Here is a 19,138-nt window from a genome sequence, read left to right on the forward strand (position 1 = left end):
CCAGACCTTTCGAACCACCGCACCTTTCACCAGACTTACGAGAGTCCGCCATGTACGAGCTGTCCCGGGTCCGCCTCTACTCCATCGGTCCCGCCGGTGCGCGCTACGCCGACACCGTGCTGGACCTGCGGGGTGTCGGCGAGCCCGTGCCCGACCCGGCGCCCGCGCAGGCGGAGTTCTTCGAGGAGGAGCCGTCCGGTCCACCGCGCCGGCCCGCGCCCGCGGGCGTGCTGTTCCTGGAGAACGGCGGCGGCAAGTCCGTCCTGCTCAAGCTGATCTTCTCGGTGATGCTGCCGGGCCACCGCAACACCCTCGGCGGCGCCAGCTCCGGCGTGCTGCGCAAGTTCCTGCTCGCCGACGACTGCGGCCACGTGGCCCTGGAGTGGCAGCACGTGCTGACCGGCGAGTGCGTCGTCGTCGGCAAGGTCAGCGAGTGGCGCGGCCGGCAGGTCTCCAACGACCCGCGCAAGTTCGCCGAGGCCTGGTACTCCTTCCGGCCCGGCCCCGGCCTCAGCCTGGACAACCTGCCCGTCGCCGAGTCCACCGCCGTACGGCCGCCCGCCGAGGGCACCTCGGGCGCGCACGGCCGCCGCCGCACCATGAAGGGCTTCCGCGACGCCCTCATGGAGGCCGGCAAGGTCTACCCGCACCTGGAGGTGCACTGGGAGGAGATCCACGAGCGCTGGACCGAGCACCTCGGCGACCTCGGCCTCGACCCCGAACTCTTCCGCTACCAGCGCGAGATGAACGCCGACGAGGGCGAGGCGGCCGGCCTCTTCGCGGTCAAGAAGGACTCCGACTTCACCGACCTGCTGCTGCGCGCGGTCACCGACACCCGGGACACCGACGGCCTCGCCGACCTCGTCAGCGGCTTCGGCAACAAGCTCGGGCGGCGCGCCGAGCTGATCGCCGAACGGGACTTCACCGCCGGCTCGGTCGACCTGCTCGGCCGGATCGTCGAGGCCGCCGAGACGCGCTCACGCGCGCGTGACGTCCACGCGGGCGCCGAGCGCCGCACCCGCACACTGGCCAGGCGGCTGTCCGCGCGAGCCGTGCGGGAGCGGATCCGGGCCGCCGACCTCGCCCAGCGCGTGACGGCCGCCGCGTACGCCGTCACGCACTCCGAGGGCGCCCGCGAACGCAGCGCCCTCGTCGCCGCCGAACTCGCCTACCGGCACGCCTCCCTGGCGCTGGCCGCCGCCGAGAAGTCCGCCGCCGCGCAGAAGCGCGAGCTGGCCGACGCCCGCACCCTGCACTCCGCCTGGCAGGCCGCCGAGGCCGTGCTGCGCCACCGCGCCGCCGCCGACCGCGTCGCGCGCGTGTCCGCCGCCATCCAGGAGGCCGAGCGGGACGCGGCCCCCGCCCTCGCCGCCCGCGCCAAGGCCGCCGTGGACCTCGTACGGGCGCTGCACGCCGCCGCCGGGAGCGCCGAGGCCCTCGCCAACGAGGAGGAGGAGCGCTCCGGGGCCCTCCAGGAGGTCAGCGACACCGCCTACCGGGACTCCACCGCCGCCGCCACCGAGGCGCAACGGGCCCGCAGCGAGGCCGGGCACCTGCGCCAGCGGCTCGCCGAGGTCGAGCAGGAGACCGCCGAGGCCGTCCGCGCGGGCTGGCTGGACGACAGCGCCCCGGACGCCGACCCGGCGCGGGCCGCGCTCGCCGCCAGCGACGCCGAGAAGACCGCCGTGGCCGCCTGGGACGCGGCCCGCGAGGCCGCCCGCAAGGCCACCGAGCACGCGCGCGAGGCGGCCTCCGCCGAATCGCGCGCGGAGCTGACGGCGGCCCGCGCGGCGGACGCGGCCACCGCCGCCGAACGCGCCCACGAGGCCGAGCGGCGCCTCGCCGAGTCGCTGGCCGCCGAGGAACGGCTCGCGGAGCTGCTGAGCCTGCCGGGCGCGCCGAGCGCGGCCCGGGTGCCCGCGCCCAGGACGGAGGAGGCCGGCACCACCCGCGCGCCGGCCGCCGTGGCCACCGGCAGCACCCTCACCCCCGAGGAACTCGACCGCTACGCCGACGAGTTGCGCGAACTCCTCGACGGCGCCGTGTCCACCGCCGAACGGCACCTGTTCGACCTGCGGACGGCCGCCGCCGACGACGCCCGCATCCTCGGCGCCCTCGGCGACGGCGGGCTGCTGCCGCCCGGCCCGGACGTGCTGGCCACCGTCGAGTTCCTCGGCGAACACGGCATCCCGGCACTGCCCGGCTGGCGCTACCTGGCACAGGCCGTCGACCCCGCCGACCACGCGCGCGTGCTCGCCGCCCGCCCCGAACTGGTCGACGGCGTGATCATCACCGACCCGGACACGCACGCGCGGGCCCGCGAGGCACTCGGCGACGCCGCCCTGCTGCCCCGCTCCGCCGTCGCCGTCGGCACCGCCGCCGCGCTGCTCGCCCCGCCCCCCGCCCAGGGCACCACCTCCGGCGACGTGTTCCTCGTGCCGCCGAACCCGGCCATGCACGACGAGCACGCCGCCGACGAGGAACGCCAGGCACTGCGCGCCCGGGCCACCGCACGCGACGAGGAGATCCGCGCCCTCGCCGCCCGCCTCGGCAAGGACCGCGAACTGGCCGCGCGGCTCGCCTCCTGGCGCACCGGCTGCCCCGCCGGGCGCCTCACCGAGCTGGCCCGGGCCGCCGAGGAGGCCCGGACCTTCGCCGAGGAGGCCGAAGCGGAACTCGCCGAGGCACGCACGGTACGGGCGGAGGCCGACGAGTCCGCCGCCGAGGCCGCCCGGATCCGCGACGAACGGCAGGAGGCCGCGCAGAAGGCCCGGCGCGCCGCCGACGCCCTCGCCGGCCTCGCCTTCCGGCTCCGTGAACGCGCCGGCTGGCAGGTGAGGCTGCGCGAACTCGCCGACGAGGCCACCGAGTCCGAGGCCCGCGCCCAGACCTGCCTCGACCGCGCCCGCGCCGCCGACGAGGACCGCCGCGCCGCCCAGCGCGCCGCCGACGACGCCCGCCGCACCGCGCGCGCCCTGCGCGCCGAGCGCGCCGAGATCGCCGGCGCCCCCGACGACGTACCCGTAGCCGACGACGACGCCCCGAAGGCGTCCCTGCCCGCCCTCCGTGAGGCCTACCGGGCCGCCTCCCAGGTGTACGAGAAGGTCGGCGTCGGCGCCGACCTGCGCGCCGAGCAGGCTCGCGCCGAGAGCGACGAGAGCGCCGCCCGGGCCGAACTGGACCGGCTCAGCAACAAGGTCCGCACCCGGGCCGAACAACTGCTGCAGTCGCCCGACGGCGCCGACGGACCCTCCCGGCAGGCCGCCGCCGCACGCGCGGAGGAGCTGGTGCAGCTCCTGGAGACCCGGATGTCGACGGCGAGCGAGCAGCTCGGCCGGCTGCGCGGCGAGGCCGAGCGGCACGCGCCCGAGGACGGCGAGGCGCACACCGAGCTGCCCGGGGAACTCGTCCCGCGCGACGCCGAGCACGCCCAGGCGCTGCTGCGCACCGCCACGGCCGAACTCGCCGCGCGTACCGAGGCGCTGGCCGAGGCCCGCGAGGCGCACGCGGAACTGCTGGACGCCCACCGCGCCGCCGAGGACGCGGCCGGCGGCTTCGACGAGATCGCCGCGATGCTCCGCGACCTGCTGCGCGAACACGCCCCCGAGGAGGAGCAGGAGGACCCGGAGCCGTACCCGGGCACGCTGGAGGAGGCCCGGCACTCCGCCGCCGAGGCCCGCCGTTCGCTGCGCGGCTGCGCCGCCGACCTGTCGGCCGCCGAGGCGGCCGTGCGCGAGGCGAGCGACGTCCTGGTCCGGCACGCCAACTCCACGCGCTACGAGCAGGTCCGCACCCCCGCCCGGCAGCAGATCCGCGAACTGCCCGCCTCCGCGCTGCCCGAGCACGCCCAGAAGTGGGCGGACGCCTTCGCGCCCCGGCTGCGCGTCCTGACGGACGAACTGGCCCAGCTGGAACGCAACCGCGACTCGATCGTGGACCGCCTGCGCGGTCTCGTGGAGTCGGCACTGGCCACCCTGCGCTCCGCCCAGCGGCTGTCCCGGCTGCCGGAGGGGCTCGGCGAGTGGTCCGGCCAGGAGTTCCTGCGCATCCGCTTCGAGGAGCCCGACCACGCCACGCTCACGGAACGGCTCGGCGAGGTCATCGACGAGGCCACCCGCGCGGCCGTCAGGAAGAACTCCGACCTGCGCCGTGACGGCATGTCCCTGCTGCTGCGCGGCGTCGCGGCCGCCCTCCAGCCGAAGGGCGTGGCCGTCGAGATCCTCAAGCCCGACGCCGTGCTGCGCGCCGAGCGCGTCCCCGTCGGCCAGATGGGAGACGTCTTCTCCGGCGGTCAGCTGCTCACGGCGGCCATCGCCCTGTACTGCACGATGGCCGCGCTGCGCTCGAACGACCGGGGCCGGGACAAGCACCGGTACGCCGGCACGCTCTTCCTGGACAACCCGATCGGCCGGGCCAACGCGACCTACCTGCTGGAACTCCAGCGAGCGGTGTCCGACGCGCTGGGCGTCCAGCTGCTCTACACCACCGGTCTGTTCGACACCACCGCCCTCGCCGAGTTCCCCCTGGTCATCCGCCTGCGCAACGACGCCGACCTCAGGGCGGGCCTGAAGTACATCAGCGTGGAGGAACACCTCCGGCCCGGTCTTCCCCAGCCGCCGCAGGCCGGAGAGACGGTGCACAGCGAGATCACGGCGACGCGGATGTTCAAGAAGCCCGCGCCGAGCGTCCCGTAGGCGCGCGGCAACCGGGCTCACGGCATCCAGGACGTCGGTGAGACCGGCCGCCGGCGGTTCTCGCGCCGTCCGTCAGGCGTCAGGAGTGCGACAGCCGCCCCGCGCCGCCGGTGCGGCGTATCCGGTCCTGTTCCCGCGCGCTCACCCGCTCCTGGCGCCGGCGGGCTCGCCGCTCCCGGCGCAGGGCCCGGGCCGTGCTGCTCGGTTCGGAGACCACGCCGTACCGCTGGTTCCACACCTGGCGGGTGACCCACACGTCGACCACGGCCCAGGTGGCCACCACCGTGCTGACCACCCCGCTGATCACCATGGGGAACGCCAGCCAGGACCCGGCCAGCGTGCACAGGAACGCCACCATCGCCTGGATCAGCGTCACGGCTATGACGAGGACCGCCCGCACCGCCGCCGTACGTACCGGATCGGGCAACGGATGCCGGCGCGCGGGCTCCTCGATCCACAACGGGCGGTAGTCCTGCCGCGGTTCGTCACCGCCACGCCCCCCGGCCCGCCCCGTCCCTGATATGTCCCGATCCGGCGCCTGCTCGTGCCGCCGCGCCTGTGACCGCTCCGCCACGCTCTCCCCGGGCGCCCCGCGCCGCTCAGCCGTGCCCATCACCGTGTCACTCCCCACCGCCGGCCAACCGTTCGCCCCGGCATCCGAAGACCCCGACTCCCCAGTGGCTGCCCGGCTTGCGCTGTTTTACGCCGCCGGAGTGCGGGATGCGGCTCCTGTGGCCCATTCCGCCCCCATCTCCCATGGAGAAGGACGCACGAGATCCCCCGAAGATTCCCGACTGGCGAAAAATTCCGGCCAACCGCCCGGTCGTGCGCCGGTCACGGGCACCGCGTGGGTGTCCGGATCGCGGTGGCGATCTCCCCCCATGCCCGGACAACTCGCCATGTCCGGCAGCCGGTACGGAAGTTCGCCCTCCGGACATGTCTTCGAGTTAACTGTGAGGCGGTAGTAGGCTCGCGCCGTTTGCTGACGGACATGAGCACCCCCGGCCGGCGGGGGTCGAGCTGGGGGAGGCCATGCGCTTTCGCGGGAAGTCGATCCGCCGGAAGATCGTGGCGCTGCTTCTCGTGCCGCTGGTGTCCCTGACCGCCGTCTGGGGCTTCGCCACGGTGCTCACAGGACGCGAGGTCACCCAGCTGTTCCGCGTGACCGACATCGTCGAGGACGTCGGCTACCCCACCGAGGATACCGTTCGCGTCCTGCAGCAGGAGCGCCGCCAGACCCTCGTCTACCTCGCCGACCCGCGCGCCTCCGAGGCCCTTTCGGCGCTGCGCCGCACCCGCACCGCGACCGACCGGGTGATCGCCACCATCCGCCGGAACGCCGGGGACCAGGACGTCCGGGCCGGCCTGGACGCGGACGACGGTGAACACCTCACCGCCGTTCTGGACGCCTTGGACGGTATCGGTCCCCTGCGCCGCAGCGTCGAGGGAGGCACCCTCACCCGCGCCCAGGCGCTCGACCTCTACAACCGTCTCGTGGACCCCTGCTTCGCGCTCCTCGCGTCCCTCGACGGCCTGGACGACGTCGAACTCGACAAGCAGGCCCGCGCCCTGGTGAACGTCACCCGCGCCCGCGAGCTGCTCTCCCGCGAGGACGCCCTGCTCGGCTCCTCCCTCGTCGTCGGCCGGCTCACCCGCGACGAGACCCATGACATCTCCGACCTCGTCGCCCAGCGCACCCTCCTGTACGACATCAGCCTCCCCCTGCTGCCCGCGGCGGAGCGCGACCGCTACGAACGCTTCTGGAAGAACGCCACCACCGCCACGCTGCGGGAGGCCGAACGGACCGTCATCGCCTCGGACTCCGGCACCTTTGGCGATGTCACCGCCAAGAGCTGGGACTCCTCCGCGGCGACCGTCCTGGACGAACTCGGCGCCCTGGACGACCAGGTGGGCGACCGCTCGCAGGACCGTATGCGCCCGGTGGCCGTCGGCGTCATCGTGCAGGCGGCGGTCGCCGGCGCCCTCGGCCTGGTCGCGTTCCTGCTCTCCGTCGTGCTCTCCATCCGGGTCGGCCGCGCCCTCATCCGCGACCTGCGCCAGCTGCGTCTGGAGGCGCACGAGGCGTCCGGTGTCCGGCTGCCCAGTGTGATGCGCCGGCTGTCGGCGGGCGAACAGGTCGACGTCGAGACCGAGGTCCCGCGCCTGGAGTACGACAAGAACGAGATCGGCGAGGTCGGTCAGGCCCTCAACACCCTGCAGCGCGCGGCGGTCGAGGCCGCCGTCAAACAGGCCGAGCTGCGGGCCGGCGTCTCCGAGGTCTTCGTCAACCTCGCCCGACGCAGCCAGGTGCTGCTGCACAAGCAGCTCACCCTGCTCGACAGCATGGAGCGCCGGACCGAGGACACCGACGAACTCGCCGACCTGTTCCGCCTGGACCACCTCACCACCCGCATGCGCCGGCACGCCGAGGGCCTCGTGATCCTCTCCGGCGCCGCGCCCTCCCGGCAGTGGCGCCGGCCCGTACAGCTGATGGACGTGGTCCGCGCCGCCGTCGCCGAGGTCGAGGACTACGAGCGCATCGAGGTCCGGCGCCTGCCGCGGGTGGCCGTCACCGGGCCGGCCGTCGCCGACCTCACCCACCTCGTGGCCGAACTCCTGGAGAACGCAACCGTCTTCTCGCCCCCGCACACCGCCGTCCAGGTCCTCGGCGAGCGGGTCGCCAACGGCTTCACCCTGGAGATCCACGACCGGGGTCTCGGCATGACGGCCGAGGCACTTCTGGACGCCAATCTGCGTCTCGCCGAGACACCCGAATTCGAACTGTCCGACACCGACCGGCTCGGCCTCTTCGTGGTCAGCCGTCTCGCCCAGCGCCAGAACGTCCGGGTCTCCCTCCAGCCGTCGCCGTACGGCGGCACCACCGCCGTGGTGTTCATCCCCGACGCGCTGCTCACCGACGACGTCCCGGACACCAACGGCGTCGGCTTCCGGCTCGACCGGGAACGTCCGGCGAAGGGCGCCGAGCAGGCGCTGGGCCGCGGTGCCGGACCGTCCCCCGCCCCGCTGCAACTGTCCGGCCTGCCGACCTCCCTGCTGGACGGCCCGGTCGAGCTGGAGGCGCCCGTCGATCTCGACGCGCTGGACGACTTCCCTGGCGCCCTCCCGGACGAGGACAGCGAGCGCGGCGGTCTGTTCCGCCCCCGCAGGATCCGCCCGGGCGACGAGGAGCAGACGGCCACCCCGCCGGCCGACCACCCGCAGCACGGCGGGACCCATGAGCACGGGGCCGTACCGCTGCCCCGGCGGCAGACACCCAAGCTCGTCAGCTCGCACGGCAAGCCCGTCACCGACCAGCGGCCCCGCCGCGGCGAACCGGATCCCGCGCCCCCGGCCGTCACGCGCCGCTCCGACACGGACGGGCCGGCCCCGCTGCCCACCCGCCGCCGCACGTCCTCCCGGCGGCCCGCCGGACGCACCGACCGTGCCGAGGACGGCACCGCGACGCCGGCCGGGAGCACCGCGGCGGCTCCCGGGGCTCCGGCGCTGCCCAGGCGCACCCGGACCGAGACCGCGTCCGGCACGGGCGGCCCGGAGGACACCGCACCTCCCCGCCTCGGCACGGGCGGCCCGAAGGACACGGCCCCGCCCCCCTCCGGTACCACCGCACCCGGCGACGACCCGGCGCCGGAGCCGGGCAACGGGCCGCTGCCCCGGCGCGTACGCCAGGCGAGCCTGGCGCCCCAGCTCAAGCACGGCACCGACCGGGGTGCCGAGCGCGCTACGGATCCCGCCGACCGCGACGCCGAGGAGGTCCGCAGCCGGATGGCCTCGCTCCAGCGCGGCTGGCAGCGCGGCCGAGAGGAGAACGCCGCGGGTGACGAGGCCCGGAACGGCACAGCACAAGGAACGACTAAGGGGGACGGTCGATGACCGCACCGAAGGCGACCGGCCACACGGCGACGGACAAGGGGGAGCTGAACTGGCTCCTGGACGATCTGGTCGACCGCGTCGCCAGCATCCGCAAGGCCGTCATCCTGTCCGGCGACGGGCTGCCCACGGGGGTGTCCAAGGAACTGACCAGGGAGGACAGCGAGCATCTGGCCGCCGTGGCGTCCGGCTTCCACAGCCTCGCCAAGGGCGTCGGCCGCCATTTCGAGGCGGGCAGTGTCCGGCAGACGGTGGTCGAGCTGGACGACGCCTTCCTCTTCGTCACCGCCGCCGGTGACGGCAGCTGCCTCGCCGTCCTCTCCGACGCCGACTCCGACGTCGGGCAGGTCGCCTACGAGATGACGCTCCTGGTGAAGCGGGTCGGCGTCCATCTGGGCACCGCCCCGCGCACCGATCTGCCCGCAGGCGGGTAGTGAGATGACATGAGCGCAGACGGTCAGGCAACAAACCACTGGTTCGACGACGAGGCCGGCCCGGTCGTCCGTCCGTACGCCATGACGCGTGGCCGCACCACGAGCGAGGGCCAGCACCGCCTCGACCTGATAGCGGTGGTCGTCACGGAGCCGGACACGGGCGACCCGGAAAAGGACCCGACGCTGTCGCCCGAACACGTGGAGATCGTCGGGCTCTGCCGGGACGTGCCCCAGTCGGTCGCCGAACTGGCCGCGGAACTCGACCTGCCCATCGGTGTCGTCCGCGTCCTCATCGGCGACCTGGTGCACGCCGAACTCGTCCATGTGACCCGCCCGGTGCCCCCGGCCGAGCTGCCGGACGAGAGCATCCTGCGCGACGTGATCAACGGCCTCCGGGCCCTGTGACCGACGCGGAAGCGAGGTGGTGACGTGACTGGCTGGCAGTTCTGGGTCGACCGAGGCGGCACCTTCACCGACATCGTCGCGCGCCGCCCGGACGGGCGGCTGCTCACGCACAAACTGCTGTCCGACAACCCGGCACGGTACTCCGACGCGGCCGTCGCCGGCGTACGCGAACTCCTGGACGGCTCCCAGGAGCCCGTCGACGCCGTCCGCATGGGCACCACGGTCGCCACCAACGCCCTGCTGGAACGCAAGGGAGAGCGCACCCTCCTCGTCGTCACCCGCGGTTTCCGCGACGCGCTGCGCATCGCCTACCAGAACCGCCCCCGCATCTTCGCCCGCCGCATCGAGCTGCCCGAGCGGCTCCACGAGCGGGTCGTGGAGGTGGACGAACGCATCGCCGCCGACGGCACCGTCCTGCGCGCGCCCGACCTGGAGGCCCTGGAGGGTCCGCTCCGGGAGGCGTACGACGACGGCATCCGCGCGGTCGCCGTCGTCTGCCTGCACAGCCATCTCCACCCCGCCCACGAACGCGCCGTCGGTGAACTCGCCGCCCGCGTCGGCTTCCCGCAGATCTCGCTGTCCAGCGAGGTCAGCCCGCTGATGAAGCTCGTCCCGCGCGGGGACACCACTGTCGTGGACGCCTACCTCTCGCCCGTGCTCCGCCGCTACGTGCGGCACATCGCCGACGAACTGCGCGGCGTACGGCTGATGTTCATGCAGTCCAACGGTGGACTGACGGAGGCCGGACAGTTCCGCGGCAAGGACGCCGTCCTCTCCGGACCGGCCGGTGGCATCGTCGGCATGGCCCGCATGTCGCAACGCGCCGGCTTCGACCGCGTCATCGGCTTCGACATGGGCGGCACCTCCACCGACGTCTCGCACTTCGCCGGCGCGTACGAGCGGGTCTTCACCACCCGGATCGCGGGTGTCCGGCTGCGGGCACCCATGCTGGACATCCACACCGTCGCCGCCGGTGGCGGCTCCGTCCTCCACTTCGACGGCTCCCGCTACCGGGTGGGCCCCGACTCGGCCGGCGCCGCCCCCGGTCCCGCCTGCTACCGCGCGGGCGGCCCGCTCACCGTCACCGACGCCAACGTCATGCTCGGCCGCATCCAGCCCGCCCACTTCCCGAGCGTGTTCGGTCCCGGTGGTGACCAGCCGCTGGACGCCGCCCTCGTCCGTGACCGGTTCACCGCCCTCGCGCGCGAGATCCACGAGCGCACCGGGGACGACCGCAGCCCGGAACAGGTGGCCGAGGGGTACCTGCAGATCGCCGTGGCCAACATCGCCAACGCCGTGAAGCGGATCTCCGTCCAGAAGGGCCACGACGTCACCCGCTACGCCCTGACCACCTTCGGCGGGGCGGGCGGCCAGCACGCGTGCCGGGTCGCCGACTCGCTCGGCATCCGCACCGTCCTCGTGCCTCCCATGGCCGGTCTGCTCTCCGCGCTCGGCATCGGCCTCGCCGACACCACGGCCATGCGCGAGCACTCCGTGGAAGCACCCCTGGAAGCCGCCTCCATGCCCGGCGTCCACAAGACGGCCGACGATCTGGAGGCCGCCGCGCGGGCCGAACTCGTCGCCGAGGAGATCCCGGAGGACCGCATCCGGGTCACCCGCCGCGCCCAGCTCCGCTACGACGGCACCGACACCGCCCTCACCGTCGAACTGGCCGGGCCCGACGCGATGCGGAACGCCTTCGAGGAACGTCATCGCGCCACGTACTCCTTCACCCTCGACCGCCCGGTCGTCGTGGAAGCCCTCTCCGTCGAAGCCACCGGCATCACCGCACCCCCCGATCTCTCCGCCCTCGCCCCGTACGAGGGCCGTGCCCAGACGCCCGGCACCGTCCGTCTCCACACCGGCGGCGCCTGGCACGACGTACCCCTCCACCGCCGGGAGGCCCTTCCCCCCGGCGAGACCGTCACCGGTCCGGCGGTCATCACCGAGGCCGGTGCCACGACCGTCGTCGACGACGGCTGGCGGGCCGTCGCGACCGATGACGGGCATCTGCTCATGGAACGCACGGCGGTCACGCAGAGTTCCCATGCGGACACGGAATCGGATCCGGTTCTGCTCGAGGTCTTCAACAACCTCTTCATGTCGATCGCCGAGCAGATGGGCGCGCGGCTGGAGTCCACGGCCCAGTCCGTCAACATCAAGGAGCGGCTGGACTTCTCCTGCGCCCTGTTCGACCCGGACGGAAACCTGGTGGCCAACGCCCCCCACATCCCCGTCCACCTGGGTTCCATGGGCACCAGCGTCAAAGAGGTGATCCGCCGGCGCGGCTCCGCCATGCGGCCGGGCGACACCTACGCCGTCAACGACCCCTACCACGGCGGAACGCACCTGCCCGACGTCACCGTGATCACCCCCGTCTTCGACACCGACGTGGTCACGGACACTCTCAGTGAGCCGCGGGTCCTCTTCCACGTCGCCTCACGCGGTCACCACGCCGAGATCGGCGGCATCGCCCCGGGCTCCATGCCGGCCCACAGCCGCACCACCGAGGAGGAGGGCGTCCTCTTCGACAACTGGCTCCTCACCGAGGACGGCCGCTTCCGGGAGGAGGAGACCCGCCGCCTCCTCACCGAGGCGCGGTACCCGTCCCGCAACCCGCGCACCAACCTCGCCGACCTGCGCGCCCAGATCGCCGCCAACCAGAAGGGCGTCGACGAGGTGCGGCGCATGATCGAGGAGTTCGGCCTCGACGTCGTCCAGGCCTACATGCGGCACGTCCAGGACAACGCCGAGGAGGCCGTCCGCCGGGTGATCGACGCCCTGGACGACGGCGAGTACGCCTACGAGACCGACTCCGGGGCCGTCATCCGGGTCCGGGTCCGTGTCGACCGCACCGAGCGCCGGGCGACCATCGACTTCACCGGCACCTCCGCGCAGCTCACCACCAACTTCAACGCGCCCTTCGCGGTGGTCGGCGCGGCCGTCCTGTACGTCTTCCGTACGCTCGTCGCCGATGACATCCCGCTCAACGACGGCTGTCTGCGGCCGCTGGACATCATCGTGCCCTCGGGTTCGATGCTCGCCCCCGAGCCGCCCGCCGCCGTGGTCGCGGGCAACGTGGAGACCTCCCAGGCCATCACCGGCGCCCTCTACGCCGCGCTCGGCGTCCAGGCAGAGGGCTCCGGCACCATGAACAACGTCACGTTCGGCAACGAACGGCACCAGTACTACGAAACCGTCGCCTCCGGATCCGGCGCCGGTGACGGTTTCCCGGGCGCCGACGTGGTCCAGACCCACATGACCAACTCCCGGCTCACGGACCCCGAAGTCCTGGAATGGCGGCTGCCGGTCCGGCTCGAGGAGTTCGCCGTCCGGCGGGGGAGCGGCGGCGCCGGGCGGTGGCGCGGCGGCGACGGAGCCGTGCGCCGGATCCGCTTCCTCGAACCGATGACCGTCTCCACGCTCTCCCAGCACCGCCGCGTGCCGCCGTACGGCATGGCCGGCGGCGACCCCGGAGCGCTCGGCGCCAACCGGGTGGAGCACGCCGACGGCACGGTCACCGACCTCGGCGGAAGCGGCTCGGCCGAGGTCGGCCCGGGCGACGTACTCGTCATCGAAACCCCCGGTGGCGGCGGCTACGGCCGGCCGTCCCCGGACCCCCGTCAAGCAGGAGAAGAGATCGATGATCTTCGGGCGTTCTGAGCGTGGCAGGGCTCCGGTCGAGCCCGTCACGCTCAAGATCCTCGTGGCCGGCGGCTTCGGCGTGGGCAAGACGACCCTCGTCGGCGCGGTCAGCGAGATCAGGCCGCTGCGCACCGAGGAACTGCTCACCGAGGCCGGGCGCCCCGTCGACGACACCAGCGGTGTGGAGGGCAAGCGCACCACCACGGTGGCCATGGACTTCGGCCGCATCACCCTGCGCGAGGACCTGGTCCTCTACCTCTTCGGCACGCCCGGGCAGGAGCGGTTCTGGTTCATGTGGGACGAGTTGGCCGAGGGCGCGCTCGGAGCCGTGGTCCTGGCCGACACGCGCCGCCTGGAGGACTGCTTCGCCGCCGTCGACTACTTCGAGCGGCGTTCCATCCCCTTCCTCGTCGGCGTCAACTGCTTCGAGGGAGCGGCCCGCCACCCCGTGGAATCCGTCCGTCAGGCCCTCGACCTCGACGACGACGTGCCCCTCCTGCTGTGCGACGCCCGTGACCGGGAGTCGGTCAAGGAGGTGCTCGTCGGACTGGTCCAGCACGCGAGGGAGTACGCGGCCGACCGCCGCGGGGCCGTCGCGCGCTGACCGCCGGCACGGCCCGTACCCCCGCCGACCGGGGTACGGGCCGTGGTCCTGTGCGGAGCGCCCACGCGCGCGTGCGGCGACTTCCCGGCCTCCTCGCCGTCGCCAGGGCCTCTCGTTCGGACCATGCCGGGCTCGCGGGGTCCGGCCTGATCCGGCCTGATCCAAACGAAAGACCCTAGTCCCCGTCCTCCTCCAGCCAGCCGAAGCTCTTCTCCACGGCCCTGCGCCAGTTCCGGTACTCGCGGTCGCGGTCCGGCGCCCGCATGCCGGGCGTCCACTCCGCGTCCTTCCGCCAGTGCGACTTCAGCTCGTCCAGGCCGTCCCACACGCCCGTGGCCAGTCCGGCCGCGTAGGCGGCGCCCAGGCACGTCGTCTCCGACACGCGGGGCCGGATCACCGGTACGCCGAGGACGTCCGCCTGGTGCTGCATGAGCAGGTTGTTCCGGGTCATGCCGCCGTCGACCTTCAGCGTGCTGATCCGCACCCCGGAGTCCTGGTACATCGCGTCCACGACCTCCCGGGTCTGCCAGCTCGTCGCCTCCAGCACCGCGCGCGCGAGGTGGGCCTTGGTGACGTACCGGGTGAGGCCGGTGACGACGCCGCGCGCGTCGGAGCGCCAGTAGGGCGCGAACAGGCCGGAGAAGGCCGGCACGATGTAGGCGCCGCCGTTGTCGTCGACGCTCGCCGCCAGGGTCTCGATCTCGTCGGCGGTCCGGATGATCCCGAGCTGGTCGCGGAACCATTGGACCAGCGCGCCCGTTATCGCTATGGACCCTTCCAGGCAGTACACCGGCGCCTCCCCGCCGATCTTGTAGCCCACCGTCGTCAGCAGCCCGTTCTTCGACGGCACCGGCCGGTTGCCGGTGTTCAGCAGCAGGAAACTGCCGGTGCCGTAGGTGTTCTTCGCCGTGCCGACGTCGTAGCAGGTCTGACCGAACACGGCGGCCTGCTGGTCGCCCAGCGCGGAGGCGACGGGCACCCCGGCCAGCTGCCCGACGGCGGTCCCGTACACCTCGGCGGAGGACCTGATCTCGGGCAGCACGGCCTCGGGCACGTTCATCGCGGACAGGACGGAGGGGTCCCACTGGAGGGTGTCCAGGTTCATCAGCATGGTGCGGCCGGCGTTGGTGACGTCGGTGACGTGCCGACCGCCGTCGGTGCCACCGGTGAGGTTCCAGATCAGCCAGGAGTCGATGGTGCCGAACGCGATCTCGCCGCGCTCCGCCCGCTGCCTCAGACCGGGCACGTGCTCCAGCAGCCAGGCCGCCTTGGGCCCGGAGAAGTAGCTGGCCAGCGGCAGCCCGGTCGTCTCGCGGAAACGGTCCTGGCCGTCCGCTCCGCCCAGTTCCCCGCACAGCGCCGCGGTACGGGTGTCCTGCCAGACGATCGCGTTGTGCACGGGCTTGCCCGTGGCGCGGTCCCACAGGACCGTCGTCTCGCGCTGGTTGGTGATGCCGAGGGCGCTCAGCTGGTCGGCGCGCAGTCCCGCCCGGGCGAGCGCCCCGGCCACCACGGCCTGCACCTTGGACCAGATCTCGGCGGCGTCGTGCTCCACCCAGCCGGGCCTGGGGAAGATCTGCCGGTGCTCGCGCTGGTCGACGGCGACGATCGCGCCGCTGTGGTCGAAGACGATGCAGCGGCTGGACGTGGTGCCCTGGTCGATGGCGGCGACGTACGTGCCGGCGGTGTCCGTCATGGCTGCCCCTGGGTCGCTGGGTCGGATCGCTGGTCGGATGGACGCGTGCGGATCGTGGATCGCGGTGGCGGGAGCCGGAGCGGCGGGTTCAGAAGGCCACGTTGTAGACGAGGCCGGCCAGTGCTCCGCCGATCAGCGGCCCGACCACCGGGATCCAGGCGTATCCCCAGTCGGACCCGCCCTTGTGGGGGATCGGCAGCAAGGTGTGCACGATGCGCGGGCCGAGGTCGCGGGCCGGGTTGATGGCATAGCCGGTGGGGCCGCCGAGGGAGAGGCCGATGCCCACGACCAGCAGGGAGACGATGAGCACGGTGGTGCCGGACTCGCCGAGCCCCTTGGTGAGCCCGAAGGCGAGGACCGGCAGGACGAGCGCGACGGTCGCGATGATCTCGGTGACGAGGTTGGCGACCGGGTTCCTGATCTCCGGAACGGTGGAGAAGATGCCGAGGGTCGGCACGGGTTCACCCGCGGTGCCGTCCGTGGTGCCTTCGGTGCGCACGTTGGCCTGGAACTGGGCGAGATAGACGAGGTAGGCCAGGACGGCGCCGAGCATCGCGCCGACGAACTGCCCGAGCAGGTACACCCAGACCTTGCCCCACTCGCCGGTGTCCACCGCGATGCCGAGGGTGACCGCGGGGTTGAGCTGACCGCCGGAGAGGGGAGCGGCGGTGTACGCGCCCGCGAGGACGCCGAAGCCCCAGCCGAACGCGATCACGATCCAGCCCGAGGCGCGTGCCTTGGAGTACCTGAGGGTGACGGCGGCGCAGACGCCCGCGCCGAACAGGATCAGGATCGCGGTGCCGATGACCTCGCCGACGAATATGTCTCCGTTGCTCATGGCGGCTCCCTTGGCGCCGGCGGGGGCGATCGGCCCCCGCCCCGGCGGGCAGGACGGTTCCCTTGGCGACTTCAGCCGAAAGGCAGGGAGGGCCCCGCGCCCCGCCCGGCGTCGGTGACGAGCGTGCCGTCGCAGCCGGACCGCCCTCGAGCGCCGGGCCATGAGCAGGACAGACCCGTGTGCGGCGCCTGATAACGCCGAGAATGTACGGCGATGTCGGCTGACACCGGGAAGTGTTCACCGGTGCCCGGGGGCCGTCAAGGTTGCCGGCGACGACGGTGACACGGGCGCTGCGTCGGCCCCGGTGGCGCGCACGTGCCGCAACGGACGTCTACGGGAGGGCCGTTCACCACCGTGGCTCGGCGGTCGCGTAGCCGGCACCCGACGGGGCCGCGCCCGGGCCGCCGCGCCGGATCTCGTGACCGGGGAGCCCGGCGCGCCCGAGCACCCAACTCCCGCCGTTCAGCGCCTTGGCTGCCCTCTTCAGCGGGGCCAGCTGGGCGGCGGCCTGGTGATGGTCGCTCACGCTGCCCGGGCCGCAGACGACCGTCGCCAGGGAGAGCGTGACCGGCCGGCCGCCCGCCGCCCAGGGAACGTCCAGCACGGCGGTGACCAGCGGACCGAGCGCCTGCTCGTCCGCCAGCACCAGGAAGTCGTCCCCGCCGATGTGCCCCACGCGCGCGTGCTCCGCGACCGCCTGCTGGAGCGCGCGGCCCACCGCGCGGATCAGCTCGTCTCCCGCGGCGAACCCGGCACCGTCGTTGACCTGCTTGAAGTGATCGATGTCCAGCCAGCTGAGCGTGAACGCCCGCCCGTCGGCGATCCGCCGGTCCACCTCGCTCACGATCGCGTCCGAACCGGGCAGCCGGGTCAGCGGGTTGAGCCCGGCCGCCTCCTCCACCCGGCTCTCGGCCAGCGCCCGCACCAGATCCGCCAGCCGCACGACGCCGACGCACCGGCCGTGTCCGTCGACCACCGCCACGTCGTCGGAGGTCCGGTCCCGGCCGCCGACCGCCACCACGTCCAGCACCTGCCAGGCCGTCGCGTCGACGCCGACCGTGCGGGGGGCGTCGCCCAGTTTGAAGGCCGGCCGGTCGGCGTACAGGGCGTGCCCGTAGCGCCCCGACATCGACAGCAGGAAACGCGACCGGTGCACCGACCGGACCGGTCTGCCGTACTGGTCCACCAGCAGTACGCCCGAGACGTCCGGGGAACCGGTCAGCAGCGCCCGCACCTGTCCGGCCGAGGCGGTCAGCGGCAGCACGGCGGCCGGCCGTACGAACTCCCGCACGGACGGCCCGGAGCGGGGGACGGTCCCGGCGCCGGGTGCCAGGGACGGAACGTACACGTCCGCTGCGGGAATGCGGGCCGGTGGAGCGAACAGCTCGCCCTGGGCAAGTTGCGCACCGGCCGACAGCGCCGCAGCGCACTGGAGTTCCGTCTCGACTCCCTCCACCGCGACGAGGGCGCCCAGTTCCTCGCACAGTGTCCGCATCGCCCGCACCGCGGCCGGCCGGGTGAGCAGCGAGGCGTCGAGTTTGACCAGGTCGGGGGAGAGGTCGGTGAGGAGTCTGAGCGGAACGTCGCCGTCCCCGATGCCGTCCGCGCTGATCCGGAACCCCTGCGCGCGCAGTGAGGCCACCGCCTCCAGCAGCGCCCGCTGTGGCACATGCGTGTACGGCGGGACGATGTCGAGCGTCACCTCCCAGGCCATGCGGCCCGCCGCGCGGACGGCGTCGTACAGCGGTGTCAGGCCGCCGAGGTCGGCGAGCGTGGCCGCGAACACGTTCAGGTGCAACGGCAGCAGGGTCTCCTTGCGGGCCGCGGCGCGGAGCGCCGAGACGATCAGCCTGCCGTCCAGCCCGGGATCCCGGCGGGCCTCGGCCAGGACGTCACCGGTCTCCGGGCGGGCGAGTATCTCCAGTGCGGCGACCGCGCCCGTCCTCAGGTTGACCACCGGCTGGAAGGCGAAGCGGAGAGTATCCGTCCAGGAGTGCACGGGAGCATGATGGCGCCGCCCCCGTACGCCCAGGCGCAGTTCATAAGACGTTCACGCAGCATTCCGGAGTGAACACGGAGCGTGGACGGTCCCACCGGCTCCCTCGCGGCCCAGGAGGCCGCGGTCCGCTGCGGTGCCCGGGTTCACCGCGCGCCGATCGCCGATGACCCGTGCCCGGACAGCCCCTGGTGCACGGTGATGCCCGCCCGCGCACAGGCGACCTTGTGCTCACCCGCCGATTCGGTGAACCGAACGGCGGCGCACGGCGTCGTGGTACACGAGGGGCGGCCGGGACCGACGGGGGTGATTCCGGCCGCCCCTTACGAATCCGCTCGTTCCTGATGCCTCACTAGCGGAACACGCCCCTCCTCTGATCGGATACAGTCCGCGCGTGTCCGAAACTCAGCAACCAACTGCCAACTCCGCGCCCGACTCCCACTGTTCGAGCTGCGGGGCGCCCTATGGAGAGGGCGTTTCCGGATGGCCGCGCACCTGCCCGTCCTGCGGCACCGTCGCCTACCGCAATCCGCTGCCGGTCGCGATCGCCCTCCAGCCCGTGTACGACACCAAGGGCACCGCCCTGGTCGTCATCACCCGGACCGTCGCCCCCGCGCGCGGAGGCATCGCCCTGCCCGGCGGGTACATCGACGACCGCGAGGACTGGAAGCAGGCCGTCGTACGGGAACTCAAGGAAGAGACCGGCATCGAAGCGGCCGCCCGTGACGTGCGGCTCGTGGACGTCATGAGCGCACCCGACGGGCACCTGCTGCTCTTCGGCGTGCTGCCGGAACGTCCGGCCGACGGACTGCCGCCCTCCGGTCCCACCGACGAGACCGAGGGCTGGCAGCTGCTGCGCAGGCCTGAGGAACTCGCCTTCCCGCTGCACACCGTGGCCGTCAGGGCCTGGTTCGAGGGCCGCTACGTCTGAGCCCGCG

11 protein-coding genes are annotated in these 19,138 nt (G+C 73.3%); 7 read left to right on the forward strand and 4 right to left on the reverse strand.

All coding sequences use genetic code 11. The features are described 5' to 3' along the window. Positions 1–50: 50 nt before the first annotated feature. Positions 51–4,694 (forward strand): hypothetical protein, encoded by a 4,644-nt coding sequence (locus tag AB0946_RS17450; RefSeq protein WP_366761442.1) that lies wholly within the window; start codon positions 51–53, stop codon positions 4,692–4,694. Positions 4,695–4,773: 79 nt separating this feature from the next. On the opposite strand, the gene AB0946_RS17455 is transcribed toward AB0946_RS17450, so the two are convergent. Further along, positions 4,774–5,307: a hypothetical protein gene (locus AB0946_RS17455; RefSeq protein ID WP_366761443.1), complete on the reverse strand. Its 534-nt coding sequence runs from the start codon at positions 5,305–5,307 to the stop codon at positions 4,774–4,776. A gap of 419 nt (positions 5,308–5,726) precedes the next feature. Between AB0946_RS17455 and AB0946_RS17460 the strand changes: the two genes are divergently transcribed. Genes AB0946_RS17460 through AB0946_RS17480 form a run of 5 tightly spaced genes read left to right on the forward strand, consistent with a single transcriptional unit; the run spans position 5,727 to position 13,670 of the window. Further along, positions 5,727–8,585 carry a nitrate- and nitrite sensing domain-containing protein gene (locus AB0946_RS17460; RefSeq protein WP_366761444.1) on the forward strand — a complete coding sequence of 953 codons (2,859 nt, stop codon included), beginning with the start codon at positions 5,727–5,729 and terminating at the stop codon, positions 8,583–8,585. Beyond that, positions 8,582–9,016: a roadblock/LC7 domain-containing protein gene (locus tag AB0946_RS17465; protein WP_366761445.1), complete on the forward strand. Its 435-nt coding sequence runs from the start codon at positions 8,582–8,584 to the stop codon at positions 9,014–9,016. Before AB0946_RS17460 ends, AB0946_RS17465 begins: the two co-directional genes overlap by 4 nt. Before the next feature lie 9 nt (positions 9,017–9,025). Beyond that, entirely contained in the window at positions 9,026–9,421 is a 396-nt protein-coding gene (locus AB0946_RS17470) for a DUF742 domain-containing protein (RefSeq protein WP_366761446.1), read from the forward strand. A 24-nt stretch (positions 9,422–9,445) separates the two neighbouring features. Then, positions 9,446–13,084 (forward strand): hydantoinase B/oxoprolinase family protein, encoded by a 3,639-nt coding sequence (locus AB0946_RS17475; RefSeq protein ID WP_366761447.1) that lies wholly within the window; start codon positions 9,446–9,448, stop codon positions 13,082–13,084. Then, the gene (locus tag AB0946_RS17480; protein ID WP_366761448.1) at positions 13,065–13,670 is read left to right on the forward strand and encodes an ATP/GTP-binding protein; all 606 of its coding nucleotides are present in this window, start codon (positions 13,065–13,067) and stop codon (positions 13,668–13,670) included. Before AB0946_RS17475 ends, AB0946_RS17480 begins: the two co-directional genes overlap by 20 nt. 175 nt (positions 13,671–13,845) lie before the next feature. Here the strand turns inward: AB0946_RS17480 and glpK are convergent, their stop codons facing one another. The 3 genes from glpK to AB0946_RS17495 form a co-directional block, all read right to left on the reverse strand. Continuing rightward, complete coding sequence (gene glpK / locus AB0946_RS17485; protein WP_366761449.1) at positions 13,846–15,366, reverse strand: glycerol kinase GlpK; 1,521 nt, start codon at positions 15,364–15,366, stop codon at positions 13,846–13,848. 88 nt (positions 15,367–15,454) lie between these two features. Then, positions 15,455–16,204 (reverse strand): MIP/aquaporin family protein, encoded by a 750-nt coding sequence (locus AB0946_RS17490; protein ID WP_366761450.1) that lies wholly within the window; start codon positions 16,202–16,204, stop codon positions 15,455–15,457. Positions 16,205–16,550: 346 nt separating this feature from the next. Beyond that, complete coding sequence (locus AB0946_RS17495; RefSeq protein ID WP_366761451.1) at positions 16,551–18,203, reverse strand: GGDEF domain-containing protein; 1,653 nt, start codon at positions 18,201–18,203, stop codon at positions 16,551–16,553. Positions 18,204–18,594: 391 nt separating this feature from the next. Between AB0946_RS17495 and AB0946_RS17500 the strand changes: the two genes are divergently transcribed. After that, positions 18,595–19,131, forward strand: a complete 537-nt coding sequence (locus AB0946_RS17500) for an NUDIX domain-containing protein (RefSeq protein ID WP_366761452.1) — start codon at positions 18,595–18,597, stop codon at positions 19,129–19,131. Positions 19,132–19,138 lie beyond the last annotated feature (7 nt).

It is taken from the genome of Streptomyces sp. NPDC046870, assembly GCF_040704595.1.
GTDB lineage: Bacteria > Actinomycetota > Actinomycetes > Streptomycetales > Streptomycetaceae > Streptomyces > Streptomyces argyrophylli.